This is a genomic window from Undibacterium sp. TC4M20W (genome assembly GCF_049340245.1).
Classification (GTDB): Bacteria; Pseudomonadota; Gammaproteobacteria; order Burkholderiales; family Burkholderiaceae_D; genus Undibacterium.
The window spans coordinates 40,153-56,875 of the sequence record NZ_JBMPPI010000035.1 but is presented as its reverse complement, the minus strand read 5'-3'; the positions used below and the strand labels follow the sequence as shown (position 1 = coordinate 56,875).

The following is a 16,723-nucleotide window of genomic DNA, read 5'->3' as shown; positions in this document are numbered from 1 at the left end:
CAGGAAGATGAGCGTTACGACCAAATGAAATTGGGACTGTAGCCGCCTTTAGGCGGATCAAGGGTTACCAGCGCCTTTGAGGCGCCCCAGCAATAAACCTCCGGCTTTGCCGGAGGTAATTTAATTAGCTTTATTTGTGAATATGGAACAAGGCAATCATGGCAAATAGATTGCCCTGTAAAGCTGTTTCATCGACATATCATTTGCTACATCGAGGTAAATGAACTTGATATGGCACAGATGTTGACATAGTTGACTGACAAATCCCTGGCTTTGCATGCAAGCGATTTTATCTATAGTGATCAGCACTGGTAAATGCGTATTTTTACTGCGTGCCAGTCTGATGCATTTATAGAGTTTCGCCTGTTTTTCTTTATCCCATGTATCCAGTTCTGTATGACAGATCAGCAAATCACTACAAGATAAAGCAGTGACTGCATCTGCATAAAATGGCTTCGGAATATCCATCACAATATCGTGAAAATCGGTATGTTCAGGCACCAGCTCTTTGGTCATGGCATTGGCAGAAAGTAAACTGGATCTGGCGCCCGCTTTGATCTCCAAACGCGACCAAGCAATATTTTCAGCTTTGTTCCGGTATTGATTCGCCTGTTTTCTCTCGCAATTTTGTTTGAGCAATAAAACGTTCCTGCCCGAATGTGCCCGGCGTTCAGCCAGCCTGGTCGCAGTGCTAGAAGTTGCTGCCGCAAAGTCTGTAGTCACTATCGCCACTATCATGGCAGGGCCAATCCTAAGGAAAACTGCGCTTGCATGCCAGCCAGCAGTTCCTGTGTTGCCAGCATGATTATTATCAGGGCCAATAATTTTTGAAAACTGATGAGTAGCAATGCATAATTCTTTTGGCGAGGTCGCTGCTGACCAGGGAGTGCCACTACTATCTGTACGAAGCTGGTAAAGACAAGCATCAGCATAGCTTCTATCAAGCAGCCATTTCTATTCGTTTGATACGCTGCGAGTGAAGACAGAGATGCTGCGGCCACCAAGCAAATCGAGATGCCAAAACCCTGGTCAGTCTCTTTATTCTTCTGCTTGATCCCCATGAAGATGCAGATAGCAGTTGCCAGCAATATCAGTCCTGAAATTATCTGTAATCTCAGATCTTGTATCTGCAAATAGGCGAGCACAGCAAAGCCAGACGAAGTCATGCTGCTGTATGCAGCCAGTGCAATAAGCAGGCGTTTCATTGCTTGGGTATATTTAACTCAGTGACTGGCAAACACCTTGCCGGACAAGACATGCATGGCTTTGATCGTCATGGGGTGAGCAGCAGGATATTCGCAGACTGACAAACCATGCTGATACGCCTGATGAAAACTGCCACCGCAGAATAAGGGGTAGTGAAATAATTCTGCAGAGTCCAGCTTGCTGACGAAATCTTTTACCCTGGCCACTTTATCGGCAGCAGCCTGCACATCACTACAGCTCATGACGACCAGGGTGCGCATGCGCGTGTTTTCTGCCTGTGCAAGTTGCATACGCGTGCCTAGTTCATGCTCTTGTAATTGCTCCAGTTGATCAAGGTCGATGACGAGTATCGTGACATGCGCTGCCTGCAAGGCGCTGCGGCTGCCCATACAGTCGCGTGCTTCTGCATCGATGACGATATCCTGATAATGAAAACCCAGGTTTTCCAGTTCAGCCTGCATGCCCTTGCCGCTGACTCTGCGTACAGTCACCGGTGTGCAGTCAGCCGTGCGGCGGCGGGCGCGGCTCCAGTCCAGAGATGAGTGACGCGCGTCGTTATCGAGCAAGATAAGTTTGCTGCCTGACAGTGTACGCAAGGTGGCGAGATTGTCGGCCACGATGGATTTGGCGCAATCTCCCGCGCCATGTGCAATGGTGATGATCATAGGTAATTTCTTTGTGCTTAGCGCACCATGCGCAGTGAGCGGATATTGTTGATAACTGGAGCAGGCAAGCTCCTGGCTTTGACAGGCAAGGGCAAATCAGCCAGCCTCTCCAGCTCCTGCGCGAGTTTGATTTTCCCGGCGAGGGACATGGCTGTCATGGGCAAGCGCATTTCTTCCTGTATCAAACCCTGCATTGCCAGTGCCGCCTTGACAGGTGCCGGATTGGATTCTGAAAACAGCAGGCGTATGAGATTCTGCATTTCCGCAAACAGAGCCTGTGCTTCAGGAAAATAATCAGCACGCATGAGTTCATACAATTGCACGAACAGATCAGGCCGCACATGCGCCGCTGCAGAAATCGCTCCCTGACCACCCATGCTCAGTGTATCGAGCAACATGGCATCATCACCGCATAAAACTTTCAAGTGGCTGCAATTCACGAGTCCCATCATTTGCGTCAGATTGCCACTGCTCTCTTTGATGGCGACGATATTTTTTTGCTTTTCCAGCGCGATAACGGTGCTCAGGTCTATATTCACCCCCGTCCTGCCGGGCACGTTATACAGGACGATATCTTTCTCGGTCGCTATGCCAATTGTCTCAAAATGCAGGCGCACACCTTCTTGCGAAGGCCGCAGATAAGACGGTGCGCTGACCAGAAATCCATGCAGGTGCTGGTCATCATAAGCTTGTACTTTTTCTGCCAGCAAACGTGTATCGCTACCGCTGATACCCATCAACACAGGGCAAGAATTTTTCGTCACTTCCAGCACGGCAGCCAGCAACTGCTTTTGCTCATGCTCAGTCAGTGTCGCCGCCTCGCCAGTCGTGCCAGAGACCACCAGGCCATGTATGCCTGCTGCCATCAATCGCGTAGCAAGTTGCTGTATTTTATCGAGCTCAGGTTTGCCATTTTTAAATGGCGTGACGAGCGGAACCCAGATGCCTTCATAGATAGACATATAGCGATCTCTTTTTTAAAAATGGGAGTGAAAGTGATGCTGTAAATCAGGCCGCCAGCAGCGGTGTAATTTTCCCGAATTCAGCTTGCGGCAAGGCGCGCATGATGTGACTGATGATGGTATCGACCGAGGACTTGCTTAGGCATAACCACACTTTCATTTTGCTCGCGTGGTCTATCGGTTTGACGCGCATGAAGAGAACCAGTTCGCCACAGGATTTGAGTATCAGATGACGCAATTCAGTGATGCTGGCAGCATCAACAGTAATACGCATGACGAAATCATTTTGTACCAATTTCGCTGGCGTCTTATAGGTAACCAGGGGTTGATTCAGCGCATAAGCACTTTTACGTTGGCGATGATTTTCAAATAAAAACTTTTCGCGTTTGCAGGACTTTAATACGTCTGAAAAATTTTCAGAGGTGTGGCTGTTGTCAGGGTAGTGATTCATCATAATCTCGTGTTGTTTGACACAAAACAAGATTAGCAGCCGCAGCGTAAAGATTCTCTAAAAAACAGGGGTAAAAGTCGTAAACAGGATGTAAATTCTTTGCATCCGCATCTTATTAACTGTTCTTACTCTTTCGTTTCACTCAGTAATTGCTTGAGGTTCATATGCAGGTTTTCTGCCTGTATAGGTTTGTGCATCAGTGTCAATGAGGCGGCCTTGGCCGCTTCTGACAATTGTGGTGAGATATTGCCTGTGATGAGTATGGCGGGTATCTGCAGATTGAATTCTTCACGCAGCTTGGCAACCAGGTCTATGCCGTTTTCATTGGAACCGAGGCGGTAATCACAGATCAGCAAATCAGGAATCTTGATTTCTTCACTGCACAGTGCCATCGCCTCTTTGCCGGACGTGGCGGTAATGACACGGGCATCCCAGAGTTCCAGCAAGGCACGCATGGCCGTTAATATGCTCTCGTCATCATCGATAACGACAATCAGGGCTTGCAGCAAGGAGGCGCTGTTGCTGGCCTTGCTGCGGCCATGTTTGTCTGTTACATCCTGGCTGGCAGCCAGTGGCAGACTGATCGCAAATGTCGAGCCCTGGCCAGGCTGTGATTGCAATTTGATGGGGATGTTCAAAAGTCGCACCAGTCTTTGTACGATGGCCAGGCCCAGCCCCATGCCTGCGGTGGTCTGTCGGGATTCAGATGCTGACCCTACCTGGAAGAATTCTTCAAAGATGGTTTCCTGGTCATGTTTCGAAATACCTATGCCGGTATCTTCCACGGCGATCTGCAACTGCTGGTCAAACTCCAGGCACTTGACCACGACCTGACCTTTTGGTGTGTAACGCAGCGCGTTCGCAATCAGGTTGCGCAGTATCTGTTCGATCAGGTCGGCATCGCTATTGACGATGGCCATGCTGTGGTGGATTTCAAAATGCAGGCCTTTGGCGATTGCCTGGGGAGTGAATTCCACATCGAGTTTTCCTAGTACTTCGGCAATCGCAAATTCCTGCAATTGCGGTTCGACGATTTGCGCATCCAGCCGCGACAGGTCCAGCAGATTTGCAAACATGTCATCCATGGTACGTGCGCAGTTTCTGAGATTGTTCACGACAGGGCGCACAGCGGCAGGAAGTTCAAAACTGAATAGTGCACCGAGATAGAGATTCAGCGCATGCATGGGCTGGCGCAGATCATGGCTGGCAACGGCCAGAAATCGTGTCAGTTCACTTTGTTGCGCTTCTTGCCGTTTGTTCACTTTCAGCAAGGTCTGGTTGATTTTTTCGAGTTCTTCTTTTTGCGCCTGTATTTCCGCAGTCCTGAGCCTGATTTCAGTTTCCAGTGCCCGCTTCTGCCGTTTCAGGGCGCGCACATGCCAGGTGTAAGCCGCAGTAATGACAGCCAGTGCCACCAGGGTCAGCGTCAGCCAGAACCAGATGTCTTGCCCGTGGGGTGGCGATACAAGTCCAGCGACAGGCGTGGCCGCACTGGTCACTTGCCAAGGGCAGACCAGCATGGCAAAGACTGTTAGCAGGCGTTCGCGGAAATTAACCATCTTGAGGGCATGTGGGGCAAATTAGATGAAATAAGTCCTCAGTATACAGTCTTGAGCAAAATTCCTGCCCTGAATGTAAAAAAGCCCCACATTGTTGTCCAATGTGGGGCTATCTTCGGCTATGAGCGGTTTTTAATACAGCCAGAGTTTGTCGGCATCCAGTTGCAGATAATACTCACCTGGGCTCAGTTTGAAAGGCGAGTAAGCGCGCAAGCCGCCTTCTGTCTGACCAAACAGGCATTCCCAGCGGTCGCCGAGATACATGCAGGTGGTCAGTGGTAGTTTGATAGCGTTGTCGGCCTGGCTGTCAGTGATCCTGACTTTTTCAAGGCGGATGATGGCGGTCGCTTCTTCGCCGACATTCTTGCCGCGCACCGTGGCTTTCAATTGCGCGCCGTTGACACTGATGGTCGCGGTGTCGCCATTGCGCTGGATTACCTTGCCTTTGAGCTTGTTATTGCTGCCCATGAATTCAGCCGTGAACAAGGTGTCCGGCGTTTCATACATGCTTTGCGGTGTGCCCTGCTGTTCTATGACACCGTTGTTCAATAACAGGATACGGTCAGAGATTGCCATCGCTTCACCCTGGTCATGCGTGACCATCAGGGCAGACAGATTTAACCTGACGATCAGTTCACGCAAGAAGGCACGTGCTTCTTCACGCAGTTTGGCATCGAGATTGGACAGCGGTTCATCCAGCAGGATGACCGGTGGGTTATATACCAGCGCCCGCGCAATCGCCACGCGCTGTTGCTGGCCGCCTGACAGTTGATGCGGGAAACGCTCACCCAGATGACCCAGGCCCAGCTGGCCCAGTACATCCTTGACCTTGTCACTGATTTCGCTGGTGCCCAGCTTGCGCAATTTCAGGCCGTAAGCGACATTGTCGAATACTGTCTTGTGTGGCCACAGTGCATAGGACTGGAATACCAGGCCCAGGTTGCGCTGTTCTGCCGGTATTTCCAGATTCTTGCTGCCATCAAAGATGGCGCGTTCACCCAGGGTGATGGTACCAGTCTTCGGTGATTCCAGCCCAGCTACGGCGCGCAACAAAGTGGTCTTGCCACTGCCGGAAGGGCCCAGCAGGGCAACTACTTCGCCACGCTGCAAGTTCATCGATACGCCTTTGAGGATGGGGTTGGCGGTAGCGCCGGAACCATATTCCAGGGTTAAATCTTGTACGCTTAATTCAGACATAGTGTGCTCTCGTATAATTTTTTAAGGCTATGTAATGTTTTGTTCTTGTCGCGCTATCAGTGGCTGGCTCAATGACTCAGTTTCACGCCAAAGCGCAGAGCCAGGCCCAGACCTATGGCAACCAGGGTGATATTGATGAAGGACAGTGCCGCCACCAGATCGACGGAACCACCCGCCCACAGTGAAACGATCAATGCACCGATGACCTCAGTACCTGGCGACAGCAGATACACGCCAGTTGAATATTCACGTTCAAAAATCAGGAAGACCATGAGCCAGGCACCGAGCAAACCAAACTTGACCAATGGCAGCGTCACATCCCGCGTGACCTGACCACGGCTGGCACCAACGGCGCGCGCCGCTTCTTCGAGTTCAGGGCCAACTTGCAGCAAGGCGGTGGAAATCAGGCGCAGACCATAAGCCATCCATACGACGGAATAGGCTATCCAGACCGAGAAGATGGTGGAACGCAAGGCACGCAATTGCGGTATCACATTTTCTATGAGCCAGATGCAGAAGGCATTATCGAATCCCTTAAGACCACCTTCGAGCCAGCTGGGCACGAACAGGAACACCCACAGGAAAGACAGGCCAGCCAGCAAGCCCGGAATCGCACGTGGTACCAGCACGCTATAGTCAAGCAGGCGGGTAATGCCATCAGGTTTCCTGTGCATGGCCAGCGCGACACCAGCATAGCAAATCACGGCCAGTGCGCCACCGATGATACCGATCAGTACGGTATTGAAAATGCCGCGCATCAGTGAAGGTTGCTCCAGAATGTCCTTGAAATGCTGTAGCGTGATCACATCAGCCAGTTTGACACCTTCACCCCAGTAAGAGACAAAGGCACGCAGGACGATGCCTGACAATGGCAAGACTATAGTGAAGATCAGCCAGGCAGCCAATACAGCAAAGGCCAGCCATTTCCATTTACCCAGTGGCAGTGGCTTTTGACGTGAACCCTTGCCCTTGATCGATACATATTTATTCGCTGACTTCAACAACCAGCGCTGCACCATCACCAGCGGCATGGTCACCGCGACCAGGCAGACAGCGGCTGCGGCCATCAGGTGATAAGACGGCGTACCCAGTTTATTGGTCAGCTTGTAAAGATAAGTCGCCAATACCAGATGGCCTTCCGGATCACCCAGCACCAGCACCAGGCCGAAGACTTCAAAGCCCAGGAAGAACACCAGCACAGCAGCAAAAGCCAGCGCCGGCATGATCATCGGCAGGGACACATGCATGGCAACCTGGAAAGGCGATGCGCCTGCGACCCGTGCGGCTTCTTCGACGTCCGAGCCCAGGCTCTTCAGTGCAGCAGATGAATACAGATAGACGTGTGGCACGTGAGTCAGGCCAGCGATCAGGACTATGCTAAAGAAGGAATAGATATTCCATGGTTCAACGCCGGTCAATTGCTTGACCCACAGGGTATAGAAACCGACCGGCCCCATCGAGACGACATAGCCAAAACCCATGACCATCGGTGAGACAAAGATAGGTACCAGCAACATCGGTTCTATCCAGCTACGGCCTGGCAAGTCAGTACGTATCATCAAGAAGGCCAGCAAGGCACCGAGAGGAACGGCGATGCCAGCCAGGCCAGAAGCCAGAATCAGGCCGTTCCAGAAAGCCTGACGGAAATCAGGATCATCAAAGATGAAGCGATAAGAATCCAGTCCCAGTTCTTTTACCGGCGAAAAGAAAGGGGCATTTAAAAAACTCTGGAACAAAATCAGTGACAGCGGCGTAAAAATCGCCAACAGCGTCAGGGTCACCACCAGGCCACGCGGCCAGTTGATTTGCGACCACCGGCTGCGCGGAGGGAGACTCAGGGTGCTCATGCTTAGCCCAATATCAAGGGTTGAGATTCAATAGTAATGCGGTTCGCCATACAGGCGGCGCGGAGAAAATGTCCCGCAGGAAGAGCCGTTTGGCACCGTACCGTTTAAAACCGGCACGGTGCCCGCAGGCTTATTTTTTGCCTGCAGCTTCTTTCCATTGTTTCAGGAAAGCGAGGCGTTTGTTTTGATCAAGATACTGCAACAACATGGGATTGACTGGCAAAGGTTTGAGGCCAACGCCGATAAGTTTTGCCAGATCAGAGTAAGTAGTCTCACCCTTGACATCGGCACGTATCGCATACAGCTTGGCTTCATTCGCAATCATGGTCTGGCCGCGTTTTGACAAGGTGTAATCCAGCCATAGCTTGGCCGCATTCGGATGCTTGGCTGCCTTGCTGATGAACATCACGCGTGACAGAACCAGGGTGTAGTCTTTAGGGATTTGCACGCCTATCGACGGGTCTTTGGCAGCGCGTACCAGGGCATAAGAGCCGAGGATGTTATAACCGAGCAGGTTCTCGCCGGAAGACAGACGCTCCAGCATGGTGCCAGTGGAAGACTGTACACGTACGCTGGCATTGCCAAAGGCTTTCGCCAGGTCCCAAAATTCCTTGTTCTCGCGGCTGTCCTGGGTGATGAACATGAAGCCTACGCCGGATTTTTCTATGTCGTAAGTCGTGACCTTGTTCTTGAACTTGTCGAGTTTGCTATTGATGAGCTTGGCAAATTCGGCGTGGGTTTTTGGTACTTCATCGGCTGTTACCAGGCGCTTGTTATAAACGAAGACGGCTGGTTCAAAAGTTGTGCCGTAAGCAGAATTATTCCAAATCGCCCATTGCGGTATGCCACTGATTTCTGGCGATGCATACACCAGGCCATAACCGTCAGATACCAGCTTGGTCTGCAAATCCATGGCAGATGACCACATCAGGTCGGCGCTATTGCCACCGGCGGCCATTTCCGAGATGTAGCGGTTATACACTTCGGTGGAATTCATGTCATTGTATTCAACCTGCACGTCCGGGTACATGCTGCGGAAATCCTTGATCAGCGGTTCCACGGCCTTGGTGTCGGTCGCGCTATAGATGACCAGTTTTCCTTCTTTCTTGGCTCCATCGACGATCTTGCTGTAGTCAGCGGGGTAACCGGCTGGTGCCTGCGCTTGCGCCGTAGTCTGGGTACTCAGCAGCACGCTGCCCGTAGCCAGTGCCAGCATGCTCTTGACGAAAAGTCTTTTTGTTTGCATTTGTCTTCTCCTGTTATTGTTTGTACTTTAGTACCAAGTGATGAGGGTTATAGGGTTTATCGGGTTCACTACTGACACGCACTAACGCACCATGCCAAATTCTTTTGCCTGCAGACGGTAATTGTTGACGGCTTTCTGTATGTAATCGGTCAGTTCCTTGCCTGTCATGGCAAAAGGGAAGAGGCCGTGAATTTTTCTTTGTTCATCAAAGGCTGGGGTGTTCATGGCCTGCTGGAAGTGATCCACCCATTTCTGGTAATCACGGTCGCTGACCTGCGGGCCCATATAGACGCCGCGTATGATGGGCCAGGTCACATCAAAACCCTGTTCACGTGCGGTTGGCACATTCGCCAACGGGCCGGGCAGGCGGGCATCGGACAACACTGCCAGCACACGTATCTTGTCATCCCGCGCATGCAGGCTGGCTTCTGAGGCATCGCCTGATACTGCCTGTACATGGTCTGCCAGCAAGGCGGTGAAAGATTCGCCGCCGCCTTCAAACGCCACCAGGCGCATGCTCTTGGGGTCTATACCCACCTGTTTGCCAACCTGGGCCATTTTCAACCAGTCCTGGCTGCCAACCGTGCCACCGGCACCGATGGCGATATTTGCGGGCTTGCTCTTGATCGCATCCATCAGTTCGCGCAGGTTCTTGTAGGGAGAATCCTTGCGTACCGCGATCATGCCGTAATCGGTACCGATAGCCGCGACCCAGCGCACATGGCTGGCATCGGATTTGCCAAACTTGCCTTCTGCCAGATTCAGCAGCGAGCCGCCGGAATAGGCAACCAGTGTATTTGCCTCGGCTTTTCTCTGCGTAATGATGGTGGTCCAGGCGATAGCGCCGACACCGCCGGGCAGGTAATTGATCTGCATGGGCTGGCTGGTGTTTGCATGCGGTGTCTGTTGCGCCTGCTGTGCCAGCTTGCAGGTCAGGTCCATGCCGCCGCCAGGTTTGGCCGGGACTATGCAGGTGGCTGCTTCATGCTTTTCTGCTGCTTCCGGCCTGGCGGCAAGCGCCTGCAGGCTGGCCAGCAGGCTGCAGAGCAGGAAAGTCAGATTGGCAGGCCGGATATGCATGTTAAGACCATAGGCTAGGGGTTACATGGATCATACCTAATTGAAACTTTCAGTAGGCTTTCACAATAATACTGGTATAGCTTATCTTAGTATGATGCCATTTTTACCAACAATGGTCAGCTCTACAAAATGCGAACCATCATGGTCCTTGGGACCATAGCTGACTTCCACCCCGCCCAGATCGACATTGCGCATATTTTCGAGCGCTTGCAGCAGTTTTTTAGGATCTGGATTATTGCCGGCCCGGCGCAAGGCTTCTGCCATTAATTTTGCAGCAACATAACCTTCCAGTACAGCATAGGACAAAGGCGGCGGATTTTTGGCCGATTTCAGTACTTTTTGCAGTTCCCTGACCACAGGTATACCTATATCGCGCGGATAAGGCATGACCTGCATGACACCTATGCCACGTCCCTCCGCACCCAGGGATTTGAAGAAATCATCAGAATTGACATTCGACAGCATCAAAAATTGCGGTCTTTGTCCCAGCTTCTGCATTTGCCGTATGAAGTCGGCGCAGGCGGCTGGGGTACATGCCATTAATACCGCCTGTGGCGATGCGGCCGCGATACTGGCAACGGCAGCATCGACTTTCATTTCCTTCCTGTCATATTTGGCGATGACGGCGGCACGCATGCCGCGTTTTTCCAGGTTGCTGACAAAACCGTTCAGGCCATCTTTGCCAAAGCTGTCATCCTGATGCAGGATGGCCAGTTTGCTGAGCTTGAGTTCCGCCAGCGAAGCCACCATCTTGGCCGCCTCATCCTGATAGCTGGCACGCAGGTTGAATACCTGGGCATGCAGTGGCTGGTGCAGGCTTTGTGCGCCAGAGAATGGTGCAATCAGCGGTATCGCATGCTTCTCCAGCAGCGGCAGTATGGCTTCTATGGTCGGTGTGCTGCGGTAGCCAAACAGGGCAATCGCATGGTCTTCATTGATGAGCTTCAGGGTATTTTCTTTGGTCAGCGCCGGATCGCGCTTGTCGTCATAACTGATGAATTCTATGTTCTTGCCATGGATGCCACCCTGGCGGTTTAGCGCATCGAAATACAGTTGCGCCCCTTCTCGGTTTTCCTTGCCAGTGGCCTGGCCCGACAATTCTACCGACTGACCGATGACGATTTTACCGTCTGCACTGGCAATGGCGGGACAGATCAAACAGGCGAGCAGGAAGAAACTGAGGCGTAAGGGCATCATGATGGTAGTCTCCGGAATTTTTTTTGTAAGGGAGAATAGAGCCGGGGAGCTTTCAGTTTGCTTGCAGTGAAGGGGTTTTTGGGAGATTTGTGATGCGAGAATATTCAAGCGTTATGTGCATTGGGATAATCTTATGAATGTCATTCCTGCGTGCTTTTGGCAGGAATCTAGTGGCGTTCATCGTATTCCGTATTGCTCGTTATATGACGTACTTTGACAAAAACGTTTGCCCTCCGTGGATACAAGCCGGGTCTCGGCCCGGCAGCCGAAATACTTTCTTTGCGTCGCCAAAGTAAGTATTCAAAGAAAGGCGACCCAGGCGTAGCCGTCCCTAAAGGGGTTCCCATTTGTGCGGTACAAAAAATGGGAAGGCCCGAAACTCGCTTCGCTCAAACAGCGGTCCTTCTGTTTCCATTTTCTGTACAGCACAAATGGCGGCTACACATGGGAACTACAGAAAGTCAAAAGCAACGTCAAACCCAAAGTCAAACCCAACAGCAACGGCAACAGCGACGCTCGCTATATTGCGACCGCTCTTTAGACAATTACCGAAAACACAATCCCATCAATACAAACACCCTTGTCATTTTGACTTCCCGTTCCCTCAAAGACCGTCCTTTTCTTGTCATAAATAGTCACACAGATAGTGACGCTTTTTGAGCATGCTGGTAGCCTAGCGTGTATCCGGAGCAAACAGGTTGTGTATGCGCATACTATTAGTTGAAGACCATATCGAGTTGTCCCACTGGCTGGCCAAGGCCCTGCGGGATGCCCACCTGACCGTGGAAACAGCCATGAACGGCGCCGATGCCGATGCGCTCCTGCATACTCAGGAATATGCGTTGGTCATCCTGGATCTTAGCTTGCCAAAAATGGATGGCATGGAAGTCCTGAAGCGCATGCGTGCACGTGGCAGCAAGACGCCAGTGCTGATTTTGACAGCCCGTGGTGGCCTCAATGACAGGGTACAGGGTTTGAATTCAGGTGCGGATGATTACCTGCCCAAGCCATTTGAGCTGGCTGAACTCGAAGCACGTGTCAAAGCCTTGCTCAGGCGCGCGCAGGGTAATGAAGCCGTGACACTGACCTGTGGTGCCCTGAGTTTTGACACCGTCACGCGGCAGTTTCATTATGAAGGCCAGCCCTTGTCGCTAACCCCGCGTGAATATGCGGTGCTGGAAACCCTGATCAGCCGCCCCGGCCAGGCAGTATCCAAGGACAAGCTGTTCGATGAAGTGTTTGCCCTTGATGATGATGCCAATCTCGATGCCATAGAAATCTATATCCACCGCCTGCGCAAAAAACTTGATACCGTCAGCACCGGCAAGGTTGTCATCGTTACCCTGCGCGGCATAGGTTATCTGCTGGAAGCACGCTGATGGAGCGGCCTTACCGCCTAGGGAGTTTGCGCGGCCAGTTCTTGCGCTGGCTGTTGATACCCCTGGTCTTGCTGGTGGCCCTGAATGCTTTTTCGGTTTACCGTAATGCCCTTGATGCGGCTGATCTGGCTTACGACCGCTCTTTGCTGTCGTCGGCCAGGGCGCTGGCAGAAAGGGTGCAGATCGTTGATGGCAAGGTGGTGGCGAATGTACCCTATGTGGCGTTAGACAGTTTTGAAACTGATACCCTGGGCCGTTTGTATTACAAGGTCACCGGCGTCAATGGCGAGTTTGTGTCCGGTTATGAAGACTTGCCGGATTTGCCCAAGAATGTACCGCGTTCAGAGATCTACCCTGCCCTCGTGCATTTCTTCCATGCTGATTACCAGGACCAGCCTGTACGCATCGCAGCCCTGCATCAGCCTGTGTATGACGACCAGATGCGTGGTATTGCCCTGATAGAGGTCGGTGAAACCCTGGATGCACGGCGCGGTCTGTCGCGCAAAATCCTTATTGATACCCTGTTGCGTCAGGCTGCGCTGGTGCTGGCGGTGGCACTCATGGTCTGGGTGGCCCTGCGTTTTGTGCTCGCCCCCATCATGCAGTTGCGTGCCGATGTAGAGGCGCGTGAGCCGACTGATTTATCCGGCTTTGACCCGAATGTCGTGCACAAGGAAATACGCCCGCTGGTGAACGCCATGAATGCCTATATGGAAAGGCTGCAGACCCTGATCAACGGGCAAAAGCGTTTTATCGCCGATGCCTCACACCAGTTGCGCACACCATTGACAGTATTGAAGACCCAGGCTGAACTGGCGCTGCGTGAAAACGATGTAGCCGCCATGCGTCAGATTGTTGCCAGCATTGCCCAGACTACCGATGCCACCGTCCATCTGGCAAACCGCCTGCTGACACTGGCGCGTACCGGTCATGGGGCGGTAGCGGCAGAGCTCGACGATATCTTGCTCAACCAGCTCGCGCAAGAGGTATGCCTGGAACTGGCTATGCCTGCGGTGCGCAAGCAACTGGATCTGGCGCTGGAGGCTGATCAGGCCGTGCCTTACCGTGGCAATACCTTGTTGTTGCATGAAATGCTCAGCAACCTGCTCGACAATGCCATACGCTATACCCCAGAGGGCGGCCGCATCGTGCTGCATGTATATCAGCAGGATGGCCAGGCGCATATCGATATTCAGGATACCGGGCCCGGCATCACAGAGGCCGAGCGTGAAAAAGTATTCGAACCCTTTTACCGCGCCTCTGCCAGCTCGGTTGCCAATCCCGGTGGCACTGGTCTGGGGCTGTGCATAGTGCATGACATCGTCAAGCTGCATGGAGGCGAGATCAGCCTCGGCGATGCCAGCCTGAATACACTATCCACATCTGAAACACCGGGCCTGCGTGTGCATATCCATTTCCCGCTGATAGCCTGACTGGTGTAGCATACTCGGTAGTAGTATAAGAAGAATACGAAGACACTTATAAGCAGAGACTTCATCAACATCGCGAAGGAGCATTTCCATGGCAGATACTCCCCCACTGAAGATAGTGCAAGGCACGGCTTTGAATGATCAGCAGAAAAAAGACCTGCTGCACCGTCTGGCCAGAGTGGAAGGGCAATTGCGAGGCGTGCAAAAACTCATCGCCAAGGCAGCCGTACCGGCTGATTGCGAGGCAGTAGCGCAACAGATGTCCGCCGCCCGCAAGGCGCTCGACCGTTCTTTTGTGACCCTGCTGACCAGTGCGGTTGTCACCCATGCAGAAAAGGCCGAGACGACCGAAGAAGCCGTCGCCAGCACGCGGCGCCTGGCGTCCTTGCTGGAAAAATTCGCCTGATGCCGGATTAAACCTGCATCAATCACCACATGTCCATCCTGGCAAAAGTAGCAGCGGGCGAGTATATGTGCAGACTCTGGCAGCCTGTGCAGCTGGGTGTGCGCTTGCTGCTCCTGTCCTCGGCCCTTTTGATTGCCACTCCCGGTTCAGCGACAGAAGCAGCAAAGCAGGACAAACTGGTCTTGCTGATACGGGAGTTGCGTAATGAGGCTGGTGAAATCGTCCCGATACGCGATGAAATCCGGCAGTTGCTGAATTATTTTGAGCACCATCTGCAAATCAAATTTGAGATTCGCCGCTACCCGTGGACGCGCCTGCTGGTGAATGCCAAAAACGGCGAAGGCATAGTCTTTGGTCTTTCAAAAAACCGTGAACGCCTGCAGACCTATCAATTCTCCGAAGCGATTTATGCCAACTATGTCTGGCTGGTCACGCGCAGTGATGCCAGTTTTAGCTATAACAGCATGCTGGACCTGAAAGGCAAGACCGTCGGTGTCATACGCGGCACCAGCTACGGTGATGAATTTGATAGCCAGCGTAATGTCTTGTTCCAGGTTGAAGAAGATGTAGGCTCACACGGCGCGCGCCTCAAAAAACTCATCAATAAACGAATGGATGTCATGATCTTTGGTGACCGTCGCGCCCAGGCAGATGAAGTCGAACAATTATTGATACGCATACTGCGCAAAGAATCCAGCAGCAGTGACAAGACCCTGGAGCACGGCTTCAAGGTCTTGCCCAAGCCCATGCTGGTCGATGAATTACATTTCGCTGCCGCAGGTACGCAGTATGAAGAATGGATACGCAAGCTCAATGCCGCAATACTGGCAGGCAGAAAATCAGGCGAGATCAGCCGCATACTGATCAGTGACAAGTGAGTGCATGCAAGCGCCCGCCTGTCAAATTGAGGAAATGAATGTGCCAGCTTTAATGTTTGAAGACATCTGCCGCAATCTTCCAGGTAATACAAATTGGCCAGGTAGTTTTTATGAGCAATTAGCAGAACACGGAATATGGAATACAAAAGAATTCTGGTTGTTGCATCGCGATCTTGTCCTCGCTGCAAATAAATTGAGAGATGTAGGGTCAGTGGACAAGCAATTTGCATTGACAATAGTCAGGCTTCAGGCGACTGTAGATAGATTATTTTCTGCTCATTTTGATGAAAATGACGTTTTCAAAATTCTTGCTATAGACAATGAGTTGGGCACTGTATTGAACAGTGATGAACTGCACGCATTCAAAGAAAGATTTGATCTGGCAGTAACAGGCGTATTCTCTGGAGAAATTTTTCCTGAATACGCATTCGAATTAGTTAATCCATTGCTGTGATGTCTGGTTTGGCAATTCAATAAATGCGATAGCATTTATGTGCTTGGTAAGGTATGCGCATCATTATGCTATTCATTCAGTAGTATGGAAATCAGTCCAACAATCTGCCAGCTATATTTAACTCGGCCAACATCAGCATACAGATGCTGGAATCGGCATCACGGCCAAATTTTCATTGCAGTCTCAACTACCTTAAGTAATTTTTCGCGCGGCGCACCATCTCTTGCCAGTGTTGACATGCCTTGAATGATGGACATGGTGAGTGCCGCCAGTCCCTCGGCATCTGTTTCAGCAGGCATTTGCTTGCTTTTTATGGAACTCGTAATCTTCTCCCTGAGTTGTGTTTCTATACCATGCCGGATTTTTGCCAACTCCACTTTGACGTCATCGGCGGCAACCGAGCAACTGATCGCTGAACTTGCCAATAGGCAGCCAGCGGGGGTGTCCTTGCCAGTGAATCCGATTGCTGCTGCATTCAGTAAACCCAGTGCGGCCTCATGTGCTGTGGCAGCTTCATTGATAATTGTCCCGGACGTCACTGGCCCTGATAAGTAAAGGGCGACGGCATTTAAGAATAATCCCTTCTTGTCGCCGAATGCAGAGTAGATGCTTGACGGAGTTACCTCCAGGGCTGTGGTCAAGTCGTTCAATGAGGTCGCTTCGTAACCGTGCTGCCAGAACAGCATCATGGCTTTTTGCAATGCTATATCCCGGTCAAACGATAATGGCCGGCCTTTCTTGCGGGGAGTCATTTTCATGTATTTGT

At 51.7% G+C, this 16,723-nt stretch carries 17 protein-coding genes; 5 read left to right on the top strand and 12 right to left on the bottom strand.

Translation table 11 applies throughout. The annotated features are described in order from the left end of the window. Window positions 1–156: 156 nt before the first annotated feature. From ACO0LL_RS26860 to ACO0LL_RS26810, 11 genes are all read right to left on the bottom strand, one after another. Window positions 157–738 carry a hypothetical protein gene (locus ACO0LL_RS26860; RefSeq protein WP_422953884.1) on the bottom strand — a complete coding sequence of 194 codons (582 nt, stop codon included), beginning with the start codon at window positions 736–738 and terminating at the stop codon, window positions 157–159. Next, window positions 735–1,088: a hypothetical protein gene (locus ACO0LL_RS26855; protein ID WP_422953883.1), complete on the bottom strand. Its 354-nt coding sequence runs from the start codon at window positions 1,086–1,088 to the stop codon at window positions 735–737. The genes ACO0LL_RS26860 and ACO0LL_RS26855 overlap by 4 nt, the downstream gene beginning before the upstream one ends. Before the next feature lie 135 nt (window positions 1,089–1,223). Further along, window positions 1,224–1,871: a hypothetical protein gene (locus ACO0LL_RS26850; protein WP_422953882.1), complete on the bottom strand. Its 648-nt coding sequence runs from the start codon at window positions 1,869–1,871 to the stop codon at window positions 1,224–1,226. 17 nt (window positions 1,872–1,888) lie between these two features. Continuing rightward, window positions 1,889–2,833 carry a 4-hydroxy-tetrahydrodipicolinate synthase gene (gene dapA, locus ACO0LL_RS26845; protein ID WP_422953881.1) on the bottom strand — a complete coding sequence of 315 codons (945 nt, stop codon included), beginning with the start codon at window positions 2,831–2,833 and terminating at the stop codon, window positions 1,889–1,891. Window positions 2,834–2,879: 46 nt separating this feature from the next. Then, window positions 2,880–3,284, bottom strand: coding sequence for a hypothetical protein (locus ACO0LL_RS26840; protein ID WP_422953880.1), 405 nt, complete (start codon window positions 3,282–3,284; stop codon window positions 2,880–2,882). 125 nt (window positions 3,285–3,409) lie between these two features. Continuing rightward, window positions 3,410–4,843, bottom strand: a complete 1,434-nt coding sequence (locus ACO0LL_RS26835) for a hybrid sensor histidine kinase/response regulator (RefSeq protein WP_422953879.1) — start codon at window positions 4,841–4,843, stop codon at window positions 3,410–3,412. Between the two features lie 132 nt (window positions 4,844–4,975). After that, window positions 4,976–6,040, bottom strand: coding sequence for an ABC transporter ATP-binding protein (locus tag ACO0LL_RS26830; protein WP_422953878.1), 1,065 nt, complete (start codon window positions 6,038–6,040; stop codon window positions 4,976–4,978). Between the two features lie 68 nt (window positions 6,041–6,108). Then, the gene (locus ACO0LL_RS26825; RefSeq protein WP_422953877.1) at window positions 6,109–7,887 is read right to left on the bottom strand and encodes an ABC transporter permease; all 1,779 of its coding nucleotides are present in this window, start codon (window positions 7,885–7,887) and stop codon (window positions 6,109–6,111) included. A gap of 130 nt (window positions 7,888–8,017) precedes the next feature. Next, a complete protein-coding gene (locus tag ACO0LL_RS26820; protein ID WP_422953876.1) occupies window positions 8,018–9,133 on the bottom strand; it encodes an ABC transporter substrate-binding protein in 1,116 nt (371 codons plus the stop codon). A gap of 81 nt (window positions 9,134–9,214) precedes the next feature. Further along, a complete protein-coding gene (locus ACO0LL_RS26815; protein WP_422953875.1) occupies window positions 9,215–10,213 on the bottom strand; it encodes a Bug family tripartite tricarboxylate transporter substrate binding protein in 999 nt (332 codons plus the stop codon). An 81-nt stretch (window positions 10,214–10,294) separates the two neighbouring features. Next, the gene (locus ACO0LL_RS26810; RefSeq protein ID WP_422953874.1) at window positions 10,295–11,410 is read right to left on the bottom strand and encodes an ABC transporter substrate-binding protein; all 1,116 of its coding nucleotides are present in this window, start codon (window positions 11,408–11,410) and stop codon (window positions 10,295–10,297) included. A 704-nt stretch (window positions 11,411–12,114) separates the two neighbouring features. Here ACO0LL_RS26810 and ACO0LL_RS26805 point away from each other — a divergent pair. The 5 genes from ACO0LL_RS26805 to ACO0LL_RS26785 all read left to right on the top strand — a co-directional run bounded on the left by ACO0LL_RS26805 (window position 12,115) and on the right by ACO0LL_RS26785 (window position 15,957). Then, on the top strand, window positions 12,115–12,789 hold the full coding sequence (locus tag ACO0LL_RS26805) for a response regulator (RefSeq protein ID WP_422953873.1): 675 nt from the start codon (window positions 12,115–12,117) through the stop codon (window positions 12,787–12,789). Continuing rightward, a complete protein-coding gene (locus tag ACO0LL_RS26800; protein WP_422953872.1) occupies window positions 12,789–14,222 on the top strand; it encodes a sensor histidine kinase in 1,434 nt (477 codons plus the stop codon). Before ACO0LL_RS26805 ends, ACO0LL_RS26800 begins: the two co-directional genes overlap by 1 nt. 88 nt (window positions 14,223–14,310) lie before the next feature. Then, on the top strand, window positions 14,311–14,625 hold the full coding sequence (locus ACO0LL_RS26795; protein WP_162044126.1) for a metal-sensitive transcriptional regulator: 315 nt from the start codon (window positions 14,311–14,313) through the stop codon (window positions 14,623–14,625). Window positions 14,626–14,654: 29 nt separating this feature from the next. Next, a complete protein-coding gene (locus ACO0LL_RS26790) occupies window positions 14,655–15,503 on the top strand; it encodes a substrate-binding periplasmic protein (RefSeq protein WP_422953871.1) in 849 nt (282 codons plus the stop codon). Between the two features lie 4 nt (window positions 15,504–15,507). After that, window positions 15,508–15,957 carry a hypothetical protein gene (locus tag ACO0LL_RS26785; protein ID WP_422953870.1) on the top strand — a complete coding sequence of 150 codons (450 nt, stop codon included), beginning with the start codon at window positions 15,508–15,510 and terminating at the stop codon, window positions 15,955–15,957. A 158-nt stretch (window positions 15,958–16,115) separates the two neighbouring features. Here ACO0LL_RS26785 and ACO0LL_RS26780 read toward each other — a convergent pair whose 3' ends face one another. Further along, window positions 16,116–16,715 (bottom strand): TetR/AcrR family transcriptional regulator, encoded by a 600-nt coding sequence (locus ACO0LL_RS26780; protein ID WP_422953869.1) that lies wholly within the window; start codon window positions 16,713–16,715, stop codon window positions 16,116–16,118. Between the last annotated feature and the right edge of the window lie 8 nt (window positions 16,716–16,723).

Coding starts and splice junctions, on each gene's coding strand:
- ACO0LL_RS26820 (WP_422953876.1), bottom strand. CDS start 9,133: ATGCAAACAAAAAGACTTTTCGTCAAGAGCATGCTGGCACTGGCTACG.
- ACO0LL_RS26815 (WP_422953875.1), bottom strand. CDS start 10,213: ATGCATATCCGGCCTGCCAATCTGACTTTCCTGCTCTGCAGCCTGCTG.
- ACO0LL_RS26825 (WP_422953877.1), bottom strand. CDS start 7,887: ATGAGCACCCTGAGTCTCCCTCCGCGCAGCCGGTGGTCGCAAATCAAC.
- ACO0LL_RS26850 (WP_422953882.1), bottom strand. CDS start 1,871: ATGATCATCACCATTGCACATGGCGCGGGAGATTGCGCCAAATCCATC.
- ACO0LL_RS26830 (WP_422953878.1), bottom strand. CDS start 6,040: ATGTCTGAATTAAGCGTACAAGATTTAACCCTGGAATATGGTTCCGGC.
- ACO0LL_RS26790 (WP_422953871.1), top strand. CDS start 14,655: ATGTCCATCCTGGCAAAAGTAGCAGCGGGCGAGTATATGTGCAGACTC.
- ACO0LL_RS26860 (WP_422953884.1), bottom strand. CDS start 738: ATGATAGTGGCGATAGTGACTACAGACTTTGCGGCAGCAACTTCTAGC.
- ACO0LL_RS26840 (WP_422953880.1), bottom strand. CDS start 3,284: ATGAATCACTACCCTGACAACAGCCACACCTCTGAAAATTTTTCAGAC.
- ACO0LL_RS26800 (WP_422953872.1), top strand. CDS start 12,789: ATGGAGCGGCCTTACCGCCTAGGGAGTTTGCGCGGCCAGTTCTTGCGC.
- ACO0LL_RS26805 (WP_422953873.1), top strand. CDS start 12,115: ATGCGCATACTATTAGTTGAAGACCATATCGAGTTGTCCCACTGGCTG.
- ACO0LL_RS26785 (WP_422953870.1), top strand. CDS start 15,508: ATGCAAGCGCCCGCCTGTCAAATTGAGGAAATGAATGTGCCAGCTTTA.
- ACO0LL_RS26835 (WP_422953879.1), bottom strand. CDS start 4,843: ATGGTTAATTTCCGCGAACGCCTGCTAACAGTCTTTGCCATGCTGGTC.
- ACO0LL_RS26780 (WP_422953869.1), bottom strand. CDS start 16,715: ATGAAAATGACTCCCCGCAAGAAAGGCCGGCCATTATCGTTTGACCGG.
- dapA (WP_422953881.1), bottom strand. CDS start 2,833: ATGTCTATCTATGAAGGCATCTGGGTTCCGCTCGTCACGCCATTTAAA.
- ACO0LL_RS26795 (WP_162044126.1), top strand. CDS start 14,311: ATGGCAGATACTCCCCCACTGAAGATAGTGCAAGGCACGGCTTTGAAT.
- ACO0LL_RS26810 (WP_422953874.1), bottom strand. CDS start 11,410: ATGATGCCCTTACGCCTCAGTTTCTTCCTGCTCGCCTGTTTGATCTGT.